This is a genomic window from Kushneria sp. AK178 (assembly GCF_053903105.1).
The window spans coordinates 3,024,053-3,043,630 of sequence record NZ_CP096381.1 but is presented as its reverse complement, the minus strand read 5'-3'; the positions used below and the strand labels follow the sequence as shown (position 1 = coordinate 3,043,630).

Genomic DNA, 19,578 nt, shown 5'->3' with positions numbered 1-19,578 from the left:
CGGAAAACTTCAAGCGGCGAGCCTTCTTCCGGGGGCTTGCCGTTGGCGCCTGATGGAGCCAATCCGCTGGTGTACCGATCACGCCAGTCACTCATGGTGAACAAGCTGGGGATTACAGATGGCTTACTCATACACTGAGAAAAAACGCATCCGCAAGGATTTCGGCAAACTGCCCCAAGTAATGGATGTGCCCTACCTGCTGGCCATCCAGCTTGATTCCTATTATGACTTCCTGCAGCAGGATCGTGCCCCTGAAGGTCGCCATGATATTGGTCTGCATGCCGCCTTCAAATCCGTGTTCCCGATCGAAAGCTTTTCGGGCAACGCGGCACTCGAGTATGTCAGTTACCGCTTCGGCACGCCGGCCTTTGACGTCAAGGAGTGTCAGCTGCGGGGCGTGACCTACTCAGCGCCCCTGCGCGTCAAGGTACGCCTGATCATCTACGATCGCGAGTCTTCCAACAAGGCGATCAAGGATATCAAGGAGCAGGAAGTCTACATGGGGGAAATCCCCCTGATGACCGAAAACGGTACCTTTGTGGTCAACGGTACCGAACGCGTTATTGTTTCTCAGCTCCACCGCAGCCCGGGTGTGTTCTTTGATCACGACAAGGGCAAGAGCCACTCGTCGGGCAAGCTGCTGTATTCGGCACGCGTCATTCCCTATCGCGGCTCATGGCTGGATTTCGAATTCGATCCGCGTGACAACGTCTTCGTGCGCATCGACCGTCGCCGCAAGCTGCCGGCCACCGTGCTCATGCGCGCGCTGGGTTACAGTGCCGAAGATATTCTCGGGCATTTCTTTGATACCGATGTCTACCACGTCGAGAGAAACGGTTTCTCCGTCGAGCTGGTACCGGCGCGTCTGCGCGGTGATACGGCAAGCTTTGATATTTCCGACAACGACGGCAACGTCATTGTCGAAGAAGGGCGCCGTATTACCCAGAAGCACATCCGTCAGCTTGAAAAGGCCGGCATCGATCGCCTCGATGTGCCGATGGAGTACCTGCTGGGCAAGACGCTGGCCAGGGATCAGGTCGATCCCAATACCGGCGAGCTGCTGGTGGCCTGCAACACCGAGCTGACTCTCGAACTGCTCGAAAAGCTGGGTCAGGCCGGTATTACCACCATCGAGACGCTGTATACCAACGACCTCGATACCGGGTCGTTCATTTCCGACACCCTGCGTGTTGATTCCACCGGGTCGCAGCTGGAAGCGCTGGTCGAAATCTATCGCATGATGCGTCCGGGCGAGCCGCCCACCAAGGAAGCGGCCGAATCGCTGTTCAACAACCTGTTTTTCAGCGAAGACCGCTATGACCTGTCCGGCGTGGGCCGCATGAAGTTCAACCGCCGTCTGCGTCGCGACAGCGACGAAGGCCCGGGTGTTCTGACCCATGACGACATCATTGATGTGCTCCGGGAGCTCATCAATATCCGTAACGGCTTTGGCGACGTTGACGATATCGACCACCTGGGCAACCGCCGCATCCGTAGTGTCGGCGAGATGGCCGAAAACCAGTTCCGTGTGGGGCTGGTGCGTGTCGAGCGCGCAGTCAAGGAACGCCTGTCCATGGCGGAAAGCGAAGGCCTGATGCCGCAGGATCTGATCAATGCCAAGCCGGTTGCGGCGGCGGTCAAGGAGTTCTTCGGTTCTTCACAGCTGTCCCAGTTCATGGACCAGAACAACCCGCTGTCCGAGGTCACGCACAAGCGTCGTGTGTCCGCGCTCGGGCCGGGCGGTCTGACCCGCGAGCGTGCCGGCTTTGAAGTGCGTGACGTTCACGCCACGCACTATGGTCGTCTGTGCCCGATCGAAACGCCGGAAGGCCCGAACATCGGTCTGATCAACTCGCTGGCCACCTACAGTCATACCAACCACTACGGTTTCCTCGAGACGCCCTACCGCAAGGTGGAAAATCGTCAGGTCACCGATGAGGTCGTGCATCTGTCGGCGATCGAGGAGGGTGATTTCATCATCGCCCAGGCCTCCGCCACGGTGGATGAGAACGGTCAGCTGATCGATGACCTGGTGCAGGTCCGTCACCGCGGCGAGACCACCTTCATGGCGCCCGACAAGGTGACCCTGATGGATGTGTCGCCGCGTCAGGTCGTCTCGGTGGCTGCGGCCCTGATTCCGTTCCTTGAGCACGATGACGCCAACCGCGCCCTGATGGGGTCGAACATGCAGCGTCAGGCGGTACCGACCCTGAAGGCGGACAAACCGCTGGTCGGCACCGGCATGGAGCGCTTCGTGGCGCGCGATTCGGGTGTCTGCGCCGTGGCCCGCCGTGGTGGTGTGGTTGATTCCGTGGATGCCAAGCGCATCGTTATCCGGGTCAACGAAGATGAAATCATCGGTGGCGAAGCCGGCGTTGACATCTACAACCTGACCAAATACGTACGCTCGAACCAGAACACCTGTCAGAACCAGCGTCCGATCGTACACCAGGGGGATCGGGTGGCCATCGGCGACATCCTGGCAGACGGGCCGTCGGTGGATACCGGCGATCTGGCGCTGGGACAGAACATCCGTATCGCCTTCATGCCCTGGAACGGCTACAACTTCGAGGATTCGATGCTGATCTCGGAGCGTGTCGTGGAGGAGGATCGCTTTACCACGATCCATATCCAGGAGCTGACCTGTGTGTCGCGCGATACCAAGCTGGGCGCCGAAGAGATTACCTCGGATATTCCCAACGTGGGTGAGGCAGCGCTGGGCAAGCTGGATGAGTCCGGCGTGGTCTACATCGGTGCCGAAATCAATCCGGGCGATATTCTGGTCGGCAAGGTGACGCCAAAGGGCGAAACCCAGCTGACGCCGGAAGAGAAACTGCTGCGTGCCATCTTCGGCGAAAAGGCCTCTGATGTGAAGGATACGTCCCTGCGCGCCGCCACCGGTATGCGCGGTACGGTCATCGACGTTCAGGTCTTTACTCGCGACGGTGTGGACAAGGATGCCCGTGCGCTCTCCATCGAACAGCAGCAGCTGGATGAAGTCCGCAAGGATCTGCAGGAAACCTATCGTATCGCCGAAAACGCGACCTACGAGCGTCTGCAGCGTGCCCTGTCCGGCCAGCCGGTCAACGGCGGTCCGCGCCTCTCCAAGGGCGATGTTCTGACCGACGAGTATCTCGAAGAGCTGCCGCGTGCCCAGTGGTCGAAGCTGCGCCTGCAGGATGACGGTCTCAACGAACTTCTGCACCAGGCCGACGAGCAGCTCGAGACCCGTCGCAAGGAGATGGAAGAGCGTTTCGAGGACAAAAAGCGCAAGCTGACCCAGGGCGATGATCTCGCGCCGGGTGTCCTGAAGATCGTCAAGGTCTATCTGGCCGTGAAGCGTCGCATCCAGCCCGGTGACAAGATGGCCGGCCGCCACGGTAACAAGGGTGTTATCTCAGCCATCATGCCCGTCGAGGACATGCCGTTTGACAATGAAGGCACGCCGGTTGATCTCGTGCTCAACCCGCTGGGCGTTCCGTCGCGAATGAACGTCGGTCAGATTCTAGAGACGCACCTCGGCATGGCGGCACACGGTCTGGGTCGCAAGCTCGATCGCATGCTGCATGATGCACGAGGCCAGCAGCTTGCCGAGATCCGCGAGTACCTCCACAAGGTCTACAACACCAGCGGTGGTCGTCAGGAAAACCTTGATGAGCTGAGCGACGAGGAAGTACTGGCACTGGCCAAAAACCTGTCGGGCGGTGTACCGATCGCCACGCCGGTCTTTGACGGTGCTCGCGAGCAGGAGATCAAGGGGCTGTTGAGCCTGGCGGATCTGCCGGAATCCGGTCAGATGGATCTCTACGACGGGCGTACCGGTGAGAAGTTCGATCGCCCGGTCACCGTAGGCTACATGTACATGCTCAAGCTCAACCACCTGGTGGATGACAAGATGCACGCCCGCTCGACCGGCTCGTACTCGCTGGTTACCCAGCAGCCGCTGGGCGGCAAGGCGCAGTTCGGCGGCCAGCGCTTCGGCGAGATGGAAGTCTGGGCACTCGAAGCCTATGGCGCGGCCTATACGCTGCAGGAGATGCTGACGGTCAAGTCCGACGACGTGGAAGGTCGTACCAAGATGTACAAGAGCATCGTCGACGGTGATCACAGCATGCAGGCAGGTATGCCTGAATCCTTCAACGTACTGGTCAAGGAAATCCGCTCGCTGGGTATCGACATCGAGCTGGAAGGCTAAGCGCCACCTTTACCCTATGAAGGTCCGCGGGGTCCTGATGAATCGGGCCCCGCTCATGACAACTCCGCAACGGAGCCGACCCCATGAAAGATCTGGTCAAAGTTCTTAAATCGCAGGCGCAGTCCGAAGAATTTGATGCCATTCGGATCTCGCTTGCTTCTCCGGACATGATCCGCAGCTGGTCGTTTGGCGAGGTCAAAAAGCCCGAGACCATTAACTATCGAACGTTCAAGCCGGAACGCGATGGCCTGTTCTGTGCCAAGATTTTTGGTCCGGTAAAGGATTACGAGTGCCTGTGCGGCAAGTACAAGCGCATGAAGCACCGCGGCATTATCTGCGAAAAGTGTGGCGTTGAGGTCACCAAGGCCTCCGTACGCCGCGAGCGGATGGGTCACATCGAGCTGGCCTCGCCGGTCGCCCACATCTGGTTTCTGAAGTCACTGCCGTCGCGCATCGGTCTGCTGCTGGACATGACCCTGCGTGATATCGAGCGTGTGCTCTATTTCGAATCCTTTGTGGTCATCGACCCGGGCATGACCACGCTGGAGCGCGGTCAGCTGCTCAACGACGAGCAGTATTTCGAAGCCCTCGAAGAGTTCGGTGACGACTTTGATGCCCGCATGGGTGCCGAAGCCGTTCAGGCCCTGCTGTCCGATATCGATCTGGGTGAAGAGATCGAGCGTCTGCGTGAAGAGATCCCCCAGACCAATTCGGATACCAAGATCAAGAAGCTCTCCAAGCGCCTCAAGCTGCTGGAAGCCTTCTATCGCTCGGGCAATCATCCGGGCTGGATGGTCATGGAAGTGCTGCCGGTACTGCCGCCGGATCTGCGGCCGCTGGTACCGCTGGATGGCGGCCGTTTTGCCACTTCCGATCTCAACGACCTCTATCGTCGTGTGATCAACCGTAACAACCGTCTCAAGCGTCTGCTGGACCTGTCGGCCCCGGATATCATCGTGCGCAACGAAAAGCGCATGCTGCAGGAGTCGGTGGATGCCCTGCTGGACAACGGCCGTCGCGGTCGCGCCATTACGGGCTCCAACAAGCGTCCGTTGAAGTCGCTGGCCGACATGATCAAGGGCAAGCAGGGGCGCTTCCGTCAGAACCTGCTGGGCAAGCGTGTCGACTACTCCGGTCGCTCGGTCATTACCGTGGGGCCGACGCTGCGTCTGCACCAGTGCGGTCTGCCCAAGAAGATGGCGCTCGAGCTGTTCAAGCCGTTCATCTATTCGAAGCTGCAGGGGAGCGGCCAGGCCTCGACCATCAAGGCGGCCAAGAAGATGGTCGAACGCGAAATGCCCGAGGTATGGGACATTCTTGCCGACGTCATCCGCGAGCATCCGGTACTGCTTAACCGCGCACCGACGCTGCACCGTCTGGGCATCCAGGCCTTTGAGCCGATGCTGATCGAGGGCAAGGCCATTCAGCTGCACCCGCTGGTCTGTGCGGCCTACAACGCCGACTTTGACGGTGACCAGATGGCCGTGCACGTACCGCTGACGCTGGAGTCCCAGCTCGAAGCGCGTGCGCTGATGATGTCGACCAACAACGTACTGTCTCCGGCCAACGGTGATCCTATCATCGTGCCGTCGCAGGATGTCGTGCTGGGTCTTTACTACATGACCCGCGAGCGCATCGGTGCGAAGGGCGAGGGCATGGCCTTCTCGGATCTCAATGAGGTCGAGCGTGCCTTTGGTACCCAGAGCGTGGCCCTGCACGCCCGCATCCGGGTGCGTCTGAGCGAATGGTCGCGCGATGAAGAGAGTGGCGAACTTGTCGAGCAGGTGTCGGTCAAGGACACCACGGTCGGTCGTGCACTGCTGTTCCGCATCATACCGCGCGGCATGCCGTTCGATATGGTGGATCGCCCGATGAAGAAGAAGGCGATCTCCCAGCTGATCAACGCCGGCTACCGGCTGGTCGGGCTGAAGGAAACGGTCATCTTTGCTGACCAGCTGATGTATACCGGCTTCCGCCTGGCGACCTGGTCCGGGGCGTCCATCGGTGTCAACGACTTCGTGATCCCCGACTCCAAAAAGGAGATCATCGAGTCGGCCGAGGAGGAGGTCAAGGAGATCGAGGACCAGTTCTCCTCGGGTCTCGTGACGGCCGGCGAGAAGTACAACAAGGTCATCGACATCTGGTCCAAGGCCAATGACAAGGTGGCCCGCGCCATGATGACCGGCATCTCCAAGGAGATGGTGACCGATCGCGAGGGCAACGAGGTCGAGCAGGAATCGTTCAACAGCGTCTTCATCATGGCGGATTCCGGTGCGCGTGGTAGCGCCGCCCAGATCCGTCAGCTGGCCGGTATGCGTGGCCTGATGGCCAAGCCGGATGGCTCGATCATCGAGACGCCGATCACGGCCAACTTCCGTGAAGGCTTGAACGTACTGCAGTACTTCATCTCGACGCACGGCGCCCGTAAGGGTCTGGCGGATACGGCACTGAAGACGGCCAACTCCGGTTATCTCACGCGTCGTCTGGTCGATGTGGCTCAGGACGTGGTCGTGACCGAGGCCGACTGTGACACGGAAGAGGGCCTGACCCTGCATCCGGTCATCGAGGGTGGCGACATCATCGTGTCGCTGGCCGAGCGTGTGCTGGGTCGTGTGGTAGCACGTGATGTAGTGGATCCGGAAACACAGGAAGTGCTGATTCCGCGCAATACCCTGCTGGATGAAGCCTGGTGCAACCGTCTCGATACCATGGGTGTCGATGAGATTGTGGTTCGCTCGACCATCACCTGTGAAACCGCGCACGGCGTCTGCTCCTCCTGCTACGGCCGTGATCTGGCCCGCGGCCATGTGGTCAATGTCGGTGAGTCGGTGGGTGTCATCGCGGCACAGTCGATCGGTGAGCCGGGTACCCAGCTGACCATGCGTACCTTCCACATCGGTGGTGCGGCCTCGCGTGCCTCGGCCGTGGACAGTGTCCAGGTCAAGCACGGCGGCAAGGTACGTCTGCACAACATGAAGCATGTTGAGCGCAGCGACGGCAAGCTGGTGGTGGTCTCGCGTTCGAGTGCTCTGGCCGTGGCCGATGAGCATGGCCGCGAGCGTGAGTACTACAAGCTGCCCTACGGGGCCGAGCTGTCCATCAAGGACGGTGATTTTGTCGAGTCGGGTCAGGTCGTGGCCAAGTGGGATCCCCACACCCATCCGATCGTCTCGGAAGTGGAAGGTCGCGTTCAGTTCACCGACATGGAAGAGAACGTCACCATCAACAGAAGTGTTGATGAGATGACCGGTCTGTCCTCCATCGAGGTGATCGAGTCGGGTAACCGTCCGACCTCGGGCCGCGACAAGCGCCCGATGATCATGCTGCAGGACGAGCGTGGCGAAGCGGTCTCCCTGCCGGGCTCCAATACGCCGGTACAGTACATGCTGCCGGGTAATGCGGTGGTCTCCGTCGATGACGGCTCGGCAATCGGCATCGGTGAGGTAGTCGCCCGTATTCCGGTAGAAGCGTCCGGCAACAAGGACATCACCGGTGGTCTGCCGCGTGTCGCCGACCTGTTCGAGGCGCGCAAGCCCAAGGAAGCCGCGGTGCTGGCTGAAGCCACGGGTACCATTACCTTTGGCAAGGAAACCAAGGGCAAGCGTCGCCTGATGATTACGCCGGACGATGGCGATCCGATCGAAATGCTGATTCCCAAGTGGCGTCAGATCGGTGTCTTCGAGGGTGAAACCGTCGAGCGCGGTGAGGTCATCTCCGATGGCCCGAGCAATCCGCATGACATCCTGCGTCTGCTGGGGGTCAGCGAGCTGGCCAAGTACATCACGGCTGAGATCCAGGACGTCTATCGACTGCAGGGCGTCGGCATCAACGACAAGCACATTGAGGTCATCGTGCGTCAGATGCTGCGCAAGGTAGAGATCATCGATGCCGGTGACAGCACGCTGATTCCGGGTGATCAGGTGGAGCTGGTCCGCGTTCTGGCCGAGAATGCACGACTGCAGGAGCAGGAGAAGTTCCCGGCCAAATACGACCGTGTTCTGCTGGGCATTACCAAGGCGTCGCTGGCTACCGAGTCCTTTATTTCGGCCGCCTCCTTCCAGGAGACCACGCGAGTGCTGACCGAAGCAGCCGTGACCGGCAAGCGCGATTATCTGCGCGGTTTGAAGGAAAACGTGGTCGTTGGTCGCCTTATCCCGGCAGGAACCGGCCTGACCCACCATGCCGAACGTCGTCGCAGGAAGGAGGGTGCCGCGCACGATCCGCATCCTTCGGCCTACGATGTCGAACAGCAGCTGGGCGAGCATCTGACCGCGCTGGATGCTGACGACGATCTTTAAGGGACGAAGGGTTCTGCGCCACGAGGCGCAGGACTTGACGCTCTTGCAGGCGAACCCTTAGAATTCGCAGCCTTTAACAGTAGGGGCAGGTGCGTCCTGTCCCTGCTGTTTTGTATCATCATCATTGGAGCGAGCCTTTTATGGCAACGATTAATCAGCTGGTGCGCAAGCCCCGCAAGCGCCAGCAGGCCAAAAGCGACGTCCCCGCGCTTCAGGCCTGCCCGCAGCGCCGCGGTGTCTGCACGCGCGTTTATACAACAACGCCGAAGAAGCCGAACTCGGCGCTTCGTAAGGTCTGTCGTGTTCGCCTGACCAACGGTTACGAAGTGTCTTCGTATATCGGCGGTGAAGGCCATAACCTTCAGGAACACTCCGTGGTTCTGATCCGCGGCGGCCGAGTCAAGGACCTTCCGGGTGTGCGCTATCACACGGTACGCGGTGCGCTGGATACCTCGGGTGTTCAGAACCGTCGGCAGGCACGTTCGAAGTACGGTACCAAGAAGCCGAAGTCCTGATCGGTACCGACACAATTTACACGGTCTGATAAGAGTAAGGCCGGGCAGCGCACCCTGAAGGTGTTTGGTCCCGGGTTTACCTGAAAGACTCTTCTGACTGAGGGCTTATCATGCCTAGAAGACGTATTGCGGCGAAGCGCGAAATCCTGCCGGATCCCAAGTTCGGAAGCGAGCGCCTGGCCAAGTTCATGAACCATCTGATGATCAGCGGCAAGAAGTCCGCGGCCGAGCGCATCGTCTACGGTGCGCTGGATCGCGTCGCCGAACGCTCCAATGATGAGCCGCTGGGCATCTTCGACAAGGCTCTGGAAGCCATCCAGCCTATGGTCGAGGTCAAATCACGTCGTGTTGGCGGTGCTACCTATCAGGTGCCCGTTGAAGTCCGTCCCTCTCGTCGTCAGGCACTGGCCATGCGCTGGATGGTAGATGCCGCACGCAATCGTGGTGAAAAGACCATGGTGCAACGGCTGGCCGGTGAGATGATGGATGCTGCCGAAGGCAAGGGTGCTGCTGTCAAGAAGCGTGAAGACGTCCACCGTATGGCAGAAGCCAACAAGGCTTTCTCTCACTACCGCTTCTAATAGAAACGCCTTCCAGCGAAGGCGCTTCCAACTACAGGATACGCTATCGTGGCACGCAAGACTCCTCTCAAGCGCTACCGCAATATCGGTATCTGCGCCCACGTTGATGCCGGCAAGACAACGACGACCGAGCGCGTGCTCTTTTATACGGGCCTTTCCCACAAGATCGGGGAAGTTCATGAAGGCGCTGCCGTCATGGACTGGATGGAGCAGGAGCAGGAGCGTGGTATCACCATCACCTCCGCTGCAACGACCTGCTTCTGGCGCGGCATGAATCAGCAGTTCGATGAGCACCGCATCAACATCATCGACACCCCGGGGCACGTTGACTTCACCATCGAGGTCGAGCGTTCCCTGCGTGTTCTTGATGGTGCGATCGTCGTGCTGTGCGGCAGCTCCGGTGTGCAGCCGCAGACCGAAACCGTCTGGCGTCAGGCCAACCGGTATGAAGTTCCCCGCATGGTGTTCGTCAACAAGATGGACCGCGTGGGCGCCGACTACTTCATGGTCGTCGAGCAGATGCGCAAGCGTCTGAACGCCAATGCCGTTCCCATCCAGATCAACTGGGGAGCGGAAGATAACTTCAAGGGCGTTATCGATCTGCTGCAGATGAAGGGCATCGCCTGGAATGAAGCCGACAGGGGCATGACCTATGACCTGGTCGACATTCCCGACGAGCTTCAGCAGACCGCTCAGGAATGGCGCGAGCACATGCTCGAAGCCGCCGCCGAAGCCTCTGAAGAATTGATGGAAAAGTATCTCGAAGAGGGCGATCTTTCCATCGAAGAGATCAAGGCCGGTCTGCGTCGTCGTACGCTGGACAACGAGATCGTGCTGGTCACCTGCGGCTCTGCGTTCAAGAACAAGGGCGTGCAGGCCATGCTGGACGCGGTCATCGAGTACCTGCCGTCGCCGACCGAGGTCAAGGCGATCGAGGGTGAGCTCGATGACGCTGCAGGTACCATCGAGACCCGTGAAGCCGATGACAGTGCGCCGTTCTCCTCGCTGGCATTCAAGATCGCGACCGACCCCTTTGTCGGCACGTTGACCTTTATCCGCGTGTATTCAGGCGTCCTCAATTCGGGCGACCAGATCTATAACTCGGTGAAGGACAAGCGCGAGCGTGTTGGTCGTATCGTTCAGATGCACTCCAACAGCCGTCAGGAAATCAAGCAGGTCTACGCCGGCGACATTGCCGCCTGTGTCGGGCTCAAGGACGTGACCACCGGTGACACGCTCTGTGATCCCAACTCCAAGATCGTGCTGGAGCGCATGGAGTTCCCCGAACCGGTTATTTCGGTTGCGGTAGAGCCCAAGTCCAAGGCCGACCAGGAGAAGATGGGGACTGCACTGGGCAAACTGGCTCAGGAGGATCCGTCCTTCCGCGTCAAGACCGATGAAGAGACCGGGCAGACCATTATCTCCGGTATGGGCGAGCTTCACCTGGACATTCTTGTGGACCGCCTGCGTCGCGAATTCAAGGTCGAGGCCAACATCGGCAAGCCGCAGGTGGCTTATCGCGAGACGATCAAGTCCGGTGTCGAGCAGGAAGGCAAGTTCGTACGCCAGTCGGGCGGTCGCGGCCAGTTCGGTCACGTCTATCTGCGTATCGAACCCATGACGGATGCCGATCGCGGCGATGACCCGGAGCTGACCTTCAAGTTCAACTCCGAAATCGTGGGCGGTGTGGTTCCCAAGGAGTACGTGCCGGCCGTCGAAAAGGGTGCCTTTGAGCAGCTGCAGAACGGTGTCATCGCCGGTTACCCGATGATCAACGTCAAGGTCACGCTGTTTGATGGTTCCTATCACGACGTTGACTCCAATGAGAATGCCTTCAAGGTTGCCTCTTCGATGGCGATCAAGGAGGGCGCACGCAAGGCCGGAGCAGTATTGCTCGAGCCGATGATGAGTGTTGAAGTGGTCACCCCGGAAGAATTCATGGGTGACGTCATGGGCGACCTCAACCGTCGGCGTGGTCTTGTTCAGGGCATGGATGACACCAGCGCAGGCCAGGTCATCCGCGCCATTGTGCCACTGGGTGAGATGTTCGGTTACGCGACCGATCTGCGTTCTCAGACCCAGGGCCGCGCAAGCTACTCCATGGAGTTTGCGAAGTACGATGAGGCACCGTCCAGCATCGTCGAAGCCGTCATCAACCAGAAATGATAACCGTTAGCTGACAAAGAGGTTATAGCAGTGGCCAAGGAAAAATTTGAACGTTCCAAGACGCACGTAAACGTAGGCACCATCGGTCACGTTGACCATGGCAAGACTACGCTGACTGCAGCCCTGACACGTGTTTCCGCCGAGGTATTCGGTGGTGACTGGCGTGCCTTCGATACCATCGACAACGCTCCCGAGGAGCGCGAGCGTGGTATCACGATCTCGACGGCCCACGTTGAGTACCAGTCCGAAGTCCGTCACTACGCGCACGTTGACTGCCCCGGGCACGCTGACTATGTCAAGAACATGATCACCGGTGCCGCCCAGATGGACGGTGCCATCCTGGTCTGTTCCGCAGCCGACGGCCCGATGCCGCAGACTCGTGAGCACATCCTGCTGTCTCGTCAGGTTGGCGTTCCGTTCATCGTTGTCTTCCTGAACAAGGCGGACATGGTCGATGACGAAGAGCTGCTCGAGCTGGTCGAAATGGAAGTTCGTGAACTCCTGTCCGAGTACGACTTCCCGGGCGATGACACGCCCATCATCATCGGTTCCGCCCTGATGGCGCTGGACGGCAAGGACGACAACGGCATGGGCACCACCGCTGTTGCCAACCTTGTTCGCGCCATGGACGAGTTCATCCCCGAGCCGCAGCGTGCCATCGATCAGCCGTTCCTGATGCCGATCGAGGACGTCTTCTCCATCTCCGGTCGTGGTACCGTTGTCACCGGTCGTGTTGAGCGCGGTATCGTCAAGACAGGTGAAGAAGTCGAGATCATCGGCCTCAAGGACACCGTCAAGACCACCGTTACCGGTGTCGAGATGTTCCGCAAGCTGCTCGACGAAGGTCGTGCCGGTGAAAACGTTGGTGCGCTGCTGCGTGGCACCAAGCGTGATGATGTCGAGCGTGGTCAGGTTCTGGCCAAGCCGGGCAGCATCAAGCCGCACACCAAGTTCGAGTCCGAAGTCTACATCCTGTCCAAGGAAGAGGGCGGTCGTCACACGCCGTTCTTCAAGGGCTACCGTCCGCAGTTCTACTTCCGTACTACCGACGTTACCGGTACCTGTGAACTGCCGGAAGGTGTCGAGATGGTCATGCCGGGCGACAACGTCAAGATGGTTGTTACCCTGATTGCCCCGATCGCCATGGAAGACGGTCTGCGCTTCGCCATTCGCGAAGGCGGTCGTACCGTTGGCGCCGGTGTTGTCGCCAAGATCGTCGAGTGATTCCATTGCTCGAAATCTAAAGGGGCCTCCGTCCGGAGGCCCCTTTGTCATATGCATGTTTGACTCTGAGCGAGTGCCTGCCTATAATGCGCATCCTTTTGAGACGTGCGTAGGCGGTCAGGCGCCCATCGGCGTCCGACATCGTCTTGAATTTCCCTGGAGTCCCGGGTAATGCAGAACCAGAAAATTCGCATTCGCTTGAAAGCCTTTGATCATCGTCTCATCGATCAGTCTGCACAGGAAATTGTGGATACTGCCAAGCGCACCGGCGCGCAGGTTCGCGGTCCGATTCCGCTGCCGACCAAGCGCGAGCGCTATACCATCCTGATTTCACCGCACGTCAACAAGGACGCGCGCGATCAGTATGAGATCCGTACCCACAAGCGTGTGCTGGATATCGTTGAGCCGACCGAGAAAACGGTTGATGCCCTGATGAAGCTTGATCTGGCAGCTGGTGTAGACGTCCAGATCAAGGTTGATTAACCCAACACTAGTCACTTACGCGGCATTCAGGGACCTGGTCCAGCCGCTCACGCCGTGATGGCGTCACACAATGTGCTAGTGGAATGCTCTGGAAAGGGCAGCCATAGCGGGTGATAGCCCCGTACACTAAAGGAGACTGAACATGTCTATCGGTTTGGTCGGTAAGAAGAGCGGCATGACCCGCATCTTCACCGAAGACGGCGCATCCGTGCCGGTAACCGTTATTGAAGTCGAGCCCAACCGCGTCACGCGCATCAAGACTCTCGAGTCCGATGGCTACCGTGCCGTTCAGGTAACCGCAGGCTCGCGCAAGGCCAAGCACCTCACCAGGGCAATCGCCGGGCAATATGCCAGTGCAGGTGTCGAGGCCGGTCGTTTCCTGGCGGAGTTTCGTCTTGCCGAAGGCGAGGAAGATCCGCAGGCTGGAAGCGAGCTCACCGTATCCCTCTTCGAAGCAGGCCAGCTCATTGACGTCACTGGTACGTCCAAGGGCAAGGGCTTCCAGGGCTCAGTAAAGCGCTGGAACTTCCGCACGCAGGACAACACCCACGGTAACTCCCTGGCGCATCGCGCTCCGGGTTCCATCGGCCAGTGCCAGACGCCGGGTCGCGTCTTCAAGGGCAAGAAGATGGCCGGTCAGATGGGTAACGAGCGTGTCACCGTTCAGAGCCTTGAAATCGTCCGTGTTGACGCCGAACGCAATCTGCTGCTGGTCAAGGGTGCCGTTCCCGGCGCTGCCGGTAGCGATGTGATCGTGCGCACCGCTGTCAAAGCTCGCTGAGGGGTAGGTAACGATGAATCTCAATCTTGCAGGTGCAGGAGCCGGAGCCGTCGAGATTTCCGACGAGACCTTTGGCAAGGAATTCAACGAGGCGCTGGTACACCAGGTCGTGACTGCCTACATGGCAGGTGCGCGCCAGGGTACTCGTGCACAGAAAAACCGTTCTGAAGTTCGCGGTGGCGGCAAGAAGCCGTGGCGTCAGAAGGGCACCGGTCGTGCTCGTGCCGGTACCATCCGTTCGCCGATCTGGCGTACCGGCGGCGTGACCTTTGCGGCGCGTCCGCAGGATCACTCCCAGAAGGTCAACCGCAAGATGTATCGCGCTGCCATGCGCTCCATCCTTTCGGAGCTCGTGCGTCAGGAGCGTCTTGTCGCCGTTGATGCCTTCACGGTAGACAGCCCGAAGACAAAACAGCTGGTCGGTCGTCTTTCCGAGCTCGGTCTGGAAAGGGTGCTGATCGTGACTGATGAGCTGGATCAGAATCTTTATCTGGCCGCTCGCAACATCCCCAATGTGGACGTGATCGAAGCGTCGAGCGCGGATCCTGTCAGCCTGATTGCCTACGACAAGGTGCTGATGACCGTACCCGCCCTCCGCAAGTTCGAGGAGAAGCTGGCATGAATCAGGAACGCGTATTCCAGGTGCTGCTTGGTCCGCACATGACCGAAAAGGCGGCTTACGCTGCAGAGCGTAACCAGTACGTCTTCAAGGTCGCCAGTGATGCTACCAAGCCCGAAATCAAGAAAGCCGTAGAAGCGCTTTTTGAAAAGAAGGTCGACAGCGTCCAGGTCCTGAACATGAAGGGCAAGGTCAAGCGCAACGCCCGCGGTGAAGGTCATCGCAGCGGCTATCGCAAGGCCTACGTCACCCTGGCTGCGGGCGAAACGCTCGAAGACTTCACCGGCGCCGAGTGAGGCAGGAGAACGGATCATGGCAGTAGTCAAGACAAAACCAACGTCCGCCGGCCGTCGCCACAAGGTGAAGGTCGTTACCGAAGGGCTGTACAAGGGTCGTCCGTACGCGGCACTGACCGAAGCACAGTCGCACTCGGGTGGACGCAACAATTACGGTCGTATCACTACCCGGCACGTGGGTGGTGGCAATCGCCAGCACTATCGTCTGGTGGACTTCAAGCGCAACAAGGATGGCGTACCCGCCATCGTCGAGCGTCTCGAGTACGATCCGAATCGCAGTGCCCACATCGCACTGCTGAAGTACATGGACGGTGAACGCCGTTACATCATTGCCCCCAAGGGTGTTGCAGAAGGCGATCGCCTGGAATCGGGTGTCAATGCCCCGATTCGTCAGGGCAACGCTCTGCCGCTGCGCAATGTGCCGGTGGGTTCGACCATTCACTGCATCGAGCTCAAGCCCGGCAAGGGTGCCCAGCTTGTACGCAGCGCCGGTACCAGTGCTCAGCTGGTAGCACGTGAAGGCAACTATGCCACCGTGCGCCTGCGCAGCGGTGAAATGCGTCGCATCCTGGCGGAATGCCGCGCCACGCTGGGCGAGGTCGGCAACTCCGAGCACAGCCTCGGGCAGCTCGGCAAGGCCGGTGCCAAGCGCTGGAGAGGCGTACGCCCGACAGTTCGCGGCGTTGCGATGAACCCGGTGGATCACCCGCACGGTGGTGGTGAAGGTCGTACCAGTGGTGGCCGTCATCCGGTAACCCCCTGGGGTATTCCGACCAAGGGTCACAAGACGCGCAAGAACAAGCGTACCGACAAGCTTATCGTGCGTCGTCGCAAAGCCAGATAAACGGTGCCGCAAGGCCAAACATCAGTATTTAAGGGGTAACGGCTGTGCCACGTTCACTTAAGAAAGGTCCCTTCATTGACCTTCATCTTTTGAAGAAGGTTGAGGCGGCTGTGGAAAAGAGCGACCGCAAACCGATCAAGACCTGGTCGCGTCGCTCGATGATCCTGCCGAACATGGTAGGACTCACCATTGCTGTCCATAACGGTCGCCAGCATGTACCGGTTCATGTCTCCGAAGAGATGGTGGGCCACAAGCTGGGCGAATTTGCTGCCACCCGCACCTATCGCGGTCACGCGGCTGACAAGAAAGCCAAGCGGTAAGGGAGAGGACCACAATGGAAGAAGTAGCTGCTAAATTGCGCGGCGCTCGCCTGTCCGCCCAGAAGGCACGTTTGGTGGCAGATCAGGTGCGGGGCAAGCCGGTCGCAGAAGCGCTGAATATCCTGGCATTCTCGCCCAAGAAAGGGGCGGTGCTGGTGAGAAAGGTACTGCAATCTGCTATCGCCAACGCGGAAGAAAATAACGGCATGGACATCGACGAGCTTCGCGTCTCGACCATCTGTGTCGATGAGGGCATGACGCTCAAGCGTATTCTGCCGCGTGCCAAGGGCCGTGCAGATCGCATCAACAAGCGTACCTGCCATATCACCGTCAAGGTAGCCGAGAAGTAGGAGTCGACCAGATGGGTCAAAAAGTCAATCCAATCGGTATTCGTCTCGGGATCGTCAAGGATCACACCTCCGTGTGGTACGCCGAGCGCGGCGCTTATGCCGATAAGCTCAACAACGATCTCGAAGTTCGCAGTTTCCTGTCCGAGCGCCTGAAAAGTGCTTCTGTCAGCAGGATTCACATCGAGCGTCCGGCCAACAACGCCCGTATTACCATCCATACCGCTCGTCCGGGTATCGTGATCGGCAAAAAGGGTGAAGATGTCGAGCGCCTGCGTCGCGATCTGACCAACCTCATGGGCGTGCCGGTGCACGTCAACATTGAGGAAGTCCGCAAGCCGGAACTCGACGCTGCGCTGGTAGCGCAGAACGTTGCCGGTCAGCTCGAGCGTCGTGTCATGTTCCGTCGTGCCATGAAGCGGGCCGTCCAGAACGCCATGCGCCTGGGCGCCAAGGGCATCCGGATTCAGCTTTCCGGTCGTCTCGGCGGTGCAGAAATCGCGCGCACGGAATGGTATCGCGAAGGCCGTGTTCCCCTTCACACCCTGCGTGCCGATATCGATTACTCGGTGTATGAGGCGCACACCACTTACGGTGTCATCGGTGTCAAGGTGTGGATCTTCAAGGGCGAAATTCTTGGTGGGATCGACGAAGTCCGTGCGAAGCAGAACAGCTCGCAGACTGCCGCTCCCGGCAAGAAGAAAGGTTCCAAGTAAGGGGATAGTCGATGTTACAGCCCAAGCGTACCAAATTCCGCAAGCAGCAAAAGGGCCGCAATCGCGGTCTGGCGCATCGCGGTAGCAGCGTGAGCTTCGGCGAGTACGGCCTCAAGGCGACCGGTCGCGGTCGCATCACTGCTCGTCAGATTGAAGCCGGCCGTCGTGCTATCACGCGCCATGTCAAACGTGGCGGCAAGATCTGGATCCGCGTGTTCCCGGACAAGCCGATCTCCGAGAAGCCGCTCGAAGTCCGTATGGGTAAGGGCAAGGGCTCTGTCGAATACTGGGTCGCTCAGATTCAGCCGGGCAAGGTCCTCTACGAGATTGAAGGCGTATCGGAAGAGCTTGCGCGCGAAGCGTTCAGCCTCGCGGCTCAGAAGATGCCCGTTGCCACTACCTTTGTGAAACGGACGGTAATGTAATGAAAGCTCAGGAACTTCGTGACAAGTCGACCGAAGCGCTCAATGAGCAGCTGTTCGAACTGCTGCGCGAGCAATTCAACCTGCGGATGCAGAAGGCTACCGGTCAGTTGAGCCAGAACCATCTGCTCAAACAGGTTCGCCGCGACATCGCGCGCGTGAAGACTGTGCTCAACGAGAAGGTGGACTGAAATGGCCGAAGAACAGGCAAATCAAGCACGCAGGCTCACCGGACGTGTGGTGAGTGATCGGATGGAAAAATCGATCGTTGTCATGATCGAGCGTCGTGAGCGCCATCCGATCTACGGAAAGTACATGAAGCGCTCCACCAAACTGCATGCGCACGACGAAACCAATCAGGCCCACATCGGCGATCTGGTTTCCATCGAAGAGTGTCGGCCGCTTTCAAAGAAAAAGGCATGGACTCTGGTTGAAGTCGTCGAGCAGGCCAGAGGGTAAGGCAATTGCCTGAACCCGTGCATCAGTTAAGGTTTGGAGAAAACCGATGATTCAAACGCAAACAATGCTGGATGTCGCCGACAACAGCGGGGCGCGCAGGATCCAGTGCATCAAGGTCCTGGGTGGCTCTCACCGCCGTTACGCCCGTGTTGGTGACATCATCAAGGTAACGGTCAAGGAAGCGATTCCGCGTGGCCGTGTCAAAAAGGGCCAGGTGCTCAAGGCCGTTGTCGTACGCACACGCAGCGGGATCCGCCGTCCGGATGGTTCTCTTATCCGCTTCGATGGCAATGCGGCGGTTTTGTTGAACAACGCCAACGAGCAGCCGGTAGGCACTCGTATTTTCGGGCCGGTAACCCGCGAGCTTCGTAACGAGAAGTTCATGCGGATTATCTCCCTGGCGCCCGAAGTGCTGTAAGGAGCGAGGCGGAATTATGCGCAAGATCAAACGTGATGATGAAGTCGTCGTCATCGCCGGCAAGGACAAGGGCAAGCGCGGCACCGTCAAGCGGGTTCTGCAGGACGGGCGCTACGTGGTTTCGGGTGTGAACATGATCAAGCGTCACACCAAACCCAACCCGATGGCCGGTAATCAGGGGGGTATCGTTGAGCGTGAGGCTCCGATCCACGGGTCCAACGTTGCCATCTTCAATACGGAGACCGGCAAAGCGGATCGGGTCGGCTTTCAGATGAATGACGACGGTACCAAGATCCGTATCTTCAGGTCGACGCAAAAGCAGATCGACGCCTAACGCGATTCGGGTGGCAACATGGCGAACTTGAAACAGCAGTATAAAGACGAGGTGATGGCCAGGCTCACAGAGCAGTTTGGCTACGCCAACGTAATGCAGGTGCCCCGGATCACCAAGGTGACCCTGAACATGGGCGTCGGTGATGCGACCAGCGACAAGAAGCTGATCGATAATGCCGTGGTTGATCTGGAAAAGCTTTCCGGTCAGAAGCCGATCGTGACCCTGGCTCGCAAGTCCGTTGCGGGTTTCAAGGTGCGCGAGGGCTGGCCGATCGGTACCAAGGTGACCCTGCGCCGTGAGCGTATGTGGGATTTCCTTGATCGACTGGTCAACATTGCGATTCCCCGTATTCGTGACTTCCGTGGTCTCAATGCGAAATCCTTTGATGGCCGCGGGAACTACTCGATGGGTGTGCGTGAACAGATCATCTTCCCCGAAATCGAATACGACAAGGTTGATCGTGTTCGCGGACTGGATATCACCATCACGACGTCTGCCGGCACCGACGAAGAAGCTCGTGCACTGTTGAGTGCGCTGAACTTCCCCTTCCGGAAATAAAG

The 19,578-nt window shown here is 59.1% G+C and carries 20 protein-coding genes; all 20 read left to right on the top strand.

Going from position 1 to position 19,578, the window contains the following annotated elements; genetic code table 11:
- Positions 1–118 precede the first annotated feature (118 nt).
- Positions 119–4,195, top strand: coding sequence for a DNA-directed RNA polymerase subunit beta (gene rpoB / locus M1D97_RS13970; RefSeq protein WP_456268325.1), 4,077 nt, complete (start codon positions 119–121; stop codon positions 4,193–4,195).
- A gap of 83 nt (positions 4,196–4,278) precedes the next feature.
- On the top strand, positions 4,279–8,493 hold the full coding sequence (gene rpoC / locus M1D97_RS13965; RefSeq protein ID WP_456268324.1) for a DNA-directed RNA polymerase subunit beta': 4,215 nt from the start codon (positions 4,279–4,281) through the stop codon (positions 8,491–8,493).
- A gap of 140 nt (positions 8,494–8,633) precedes the next feature.
- Positions 8,634–9,008, top strand: a complete 375-nt coding sequence (gene rpsL / locus M1D97_RS13960; RefSeq protein WP_090130873.1) for a 30S ribosomal protein S12 — start codon at positions 8,634–8,636, stop codon at positions 9,006–9,008.
- Positions 9,009–9,118: 110 nt separating this feature from the next.
- Complete coding sequence (gene rpsG / locus M1D97_RS13955; protein WP_456268323.1) at positions 9,119–9,589, top strand: 30S ribosomal protein S7; 471 nt, start codon at positions 9,119–9,121, stop codon at positions 9,587–9,589.
- Positions 9,590–9,637: 48 nt separating this feature from the next.
- A complete protein-coding gene (fusA, locus tag M1D97_RS13950; RefSeq protein WP_456268322.1) occupies positions 9,638–11,755 on the top strand; it encodes an elongation factor G in 2,118 nt (705 codons plus the stop codon).
- A gap of 30 nt (positions 11,756–11,785) precedes the next feature.
- Positions 11,786–12,979 (top strand): elongation factor Tu, encoded by a 1,194-nt coding sequence (gene tuf, locus M1D97_RS13945; RefSeq protein ID WP_456268321.1) that lies wholly within the window; start codon positions 11,786–11,788, stop codon positions 12,977–12,979.
- 171 nt (positions 12,980–13,150) lie between these two features.
- Complete coding sequence (gene rpsJ, locus M1D97_RS13940; RefSeq protein ID WP_090130883.1) at positions 13,151–13,462, top strand: 30S ribosomal protein S10; 312 nt, start codon at positions 13,151–13,153, stop codon at positions 13,460–13,462.
- A 142-nt stretch (positions 13,463–13,604) separates the two neighbouring features.
- Positions 13,605–14,243: a 50S ribosomal protein L3 gene (rplC, locus tag M1D97_RS13935; protein ID WP_456268320.1), complete on the top strand. Its 639-nt coding sequence runs from the start codon at positions 13,605–13,607 to the stop codon at positions 14,241–14,243.
- Between the two features lie 13 nt (positions 14,244–14,256).
- Positions 14,257–14,865, top strand: coding sequence for a 50S ribosomal protein L4 (gene rplD, locus M1D97_RS13930; RefSeq protein ID WP_456268319.1), 609 nt, complete (start codon positions 14,257–14,259; stop codon positions 14,863–14,865).
- Positions 14,862–15,158, top strand: a complete 297-nt coding sequence (gene rplW, locus M1D97_RS13925; RefSeq protein ID WP_086620792.1) for a 50S ribosomal protein L23 — start codon at positions 14,862–14,864, stop codon at positions 15,156–15,158. Before rplD ends, rplW begins: the two co-directional genes overlap by 4 nt.
- A gap of 16 nt (positions 15,159–15,174) precedes the next feature.
- On the top strand, positions 15,175–16,002 hold the full coding sequence (rplB, locus tag M1D97_RS13920; RefSeq protein WP_456268318.1) for a 50S ribosomal protein L2: 828 nt from the start codon (positions 15,175–15,177) through the stop codon (positions 16,000–16,002).
- A 44-nt stretch (positions 16,003–16,046) separates the two neighbouring features.
- Positions 16,047–16,322 (top strand): 30S ribosomal protein S19, encoded by a 276-nt coding sequence (gene rpsS / locus M1D97_RS13915; RefSeq protein ID WP_008959165.1) that lies wholly within the window; start codon positions 16,047–16,049, stop codon positions 16,320–16,322.
- A gap of 14 nt (positions 16,323–16,336) precedes the next feature.
- Entirely contained in the window at positions 16,337–16,672 is a 336-nt protein-coding gene (gene rplV, locus M1D97_RS13910; RefSeq protein WP_090130891.1) for a 50S ribosomal protein L22, read from the top strand.
- A gap of 11 nt (positions 16,673–16,683) precedes the next feature.
- Entirely contained in the window at positions 16,684–17,385 is a 702-nt protein-coding gene (gene rpsC, locus M1D97_RS13905; protein WP_456268317.1) for a 30S ribosomal protein S3, read from the top strand.
- A gap of 11 nt (positions 17,386–17,396) precedes the next feature.
- Positions 17,397–17,810 carry a 50S ribosomal protein L16 gene (gene rplP, locus M1D97_RS13900; protein WP_456268316.1) on the top strand — a complete coding sequence of 138 codons (414 nt, stop codon included), beginning with the start codon at positions 17,397–17,399 and terminating at the stop codon, positions 17,808–17,810.
- On the top strand, positions 17,810–17,998 hold the full coding sequence (rpmC, locus tag M1D97_RS13895) for a 50S ribosomal protein L29 (RefSeq protein WP_086620788.1): 189 nt from the start codon (positions 17,810–17,812) through the stop codon (positions 17,996–17,998). Before rplP ends, rpmC begins: the two co-directional genes overlap by 1 nt.
- A 1-nt stretch (position 17,999) precedes the next feature.
- The gene (rpsQ, locus tag M1D97_RS13890; protein WP_456268314.1) at positions 18,000–18,266 is read left to right on the top strand and encodes a 30S ribosomal protein S17; all 267 of its coding nucleotides are present in this window, start codon (positions 18,000–18,002) and stop codon (positions 18,264–18,266) included.
- 46 nt (positions 18,267–18,312) lie between these two features.
- Positions 18,313–18,684 carry a 50S ribosomal protein L14 gene (gene rplN, locus M1D97_RS13885; protein WP_019951449.1) on the top strand — a complete coding sequence of 124 codons (372 nt, stop codon included), beginning with the start codon at positions 18,313–18,315 and terminating at the stop codon, positions 18,682–18,684.
- Positions 18,685–18,700: 16 nt separating this feature from the next.
- Entirely contained in the window at positions 18,701–19,018 is a 318-nt protein-coding gene (gene rplX / locus M1D97_RS13880) for a 50S ribosomal protein L24 (protein ID WP_090130898.1), read from the top strand.
- Between the two features lie 18 nt (positions 19,019–19,036).
- On the top strand, positions 19,037–19,576 hold the full coding sequence (gene rplE, locus M1D97_RS13875; protein WP_456268313.1) for a 50S ribosomal protein L5: 540 nt from the start codon (positions 19,037–19,039) through the stop codon (positions 19,574–19,576).
- Positions 19,577–19,578: the final 2 nt, after the last annotated feature.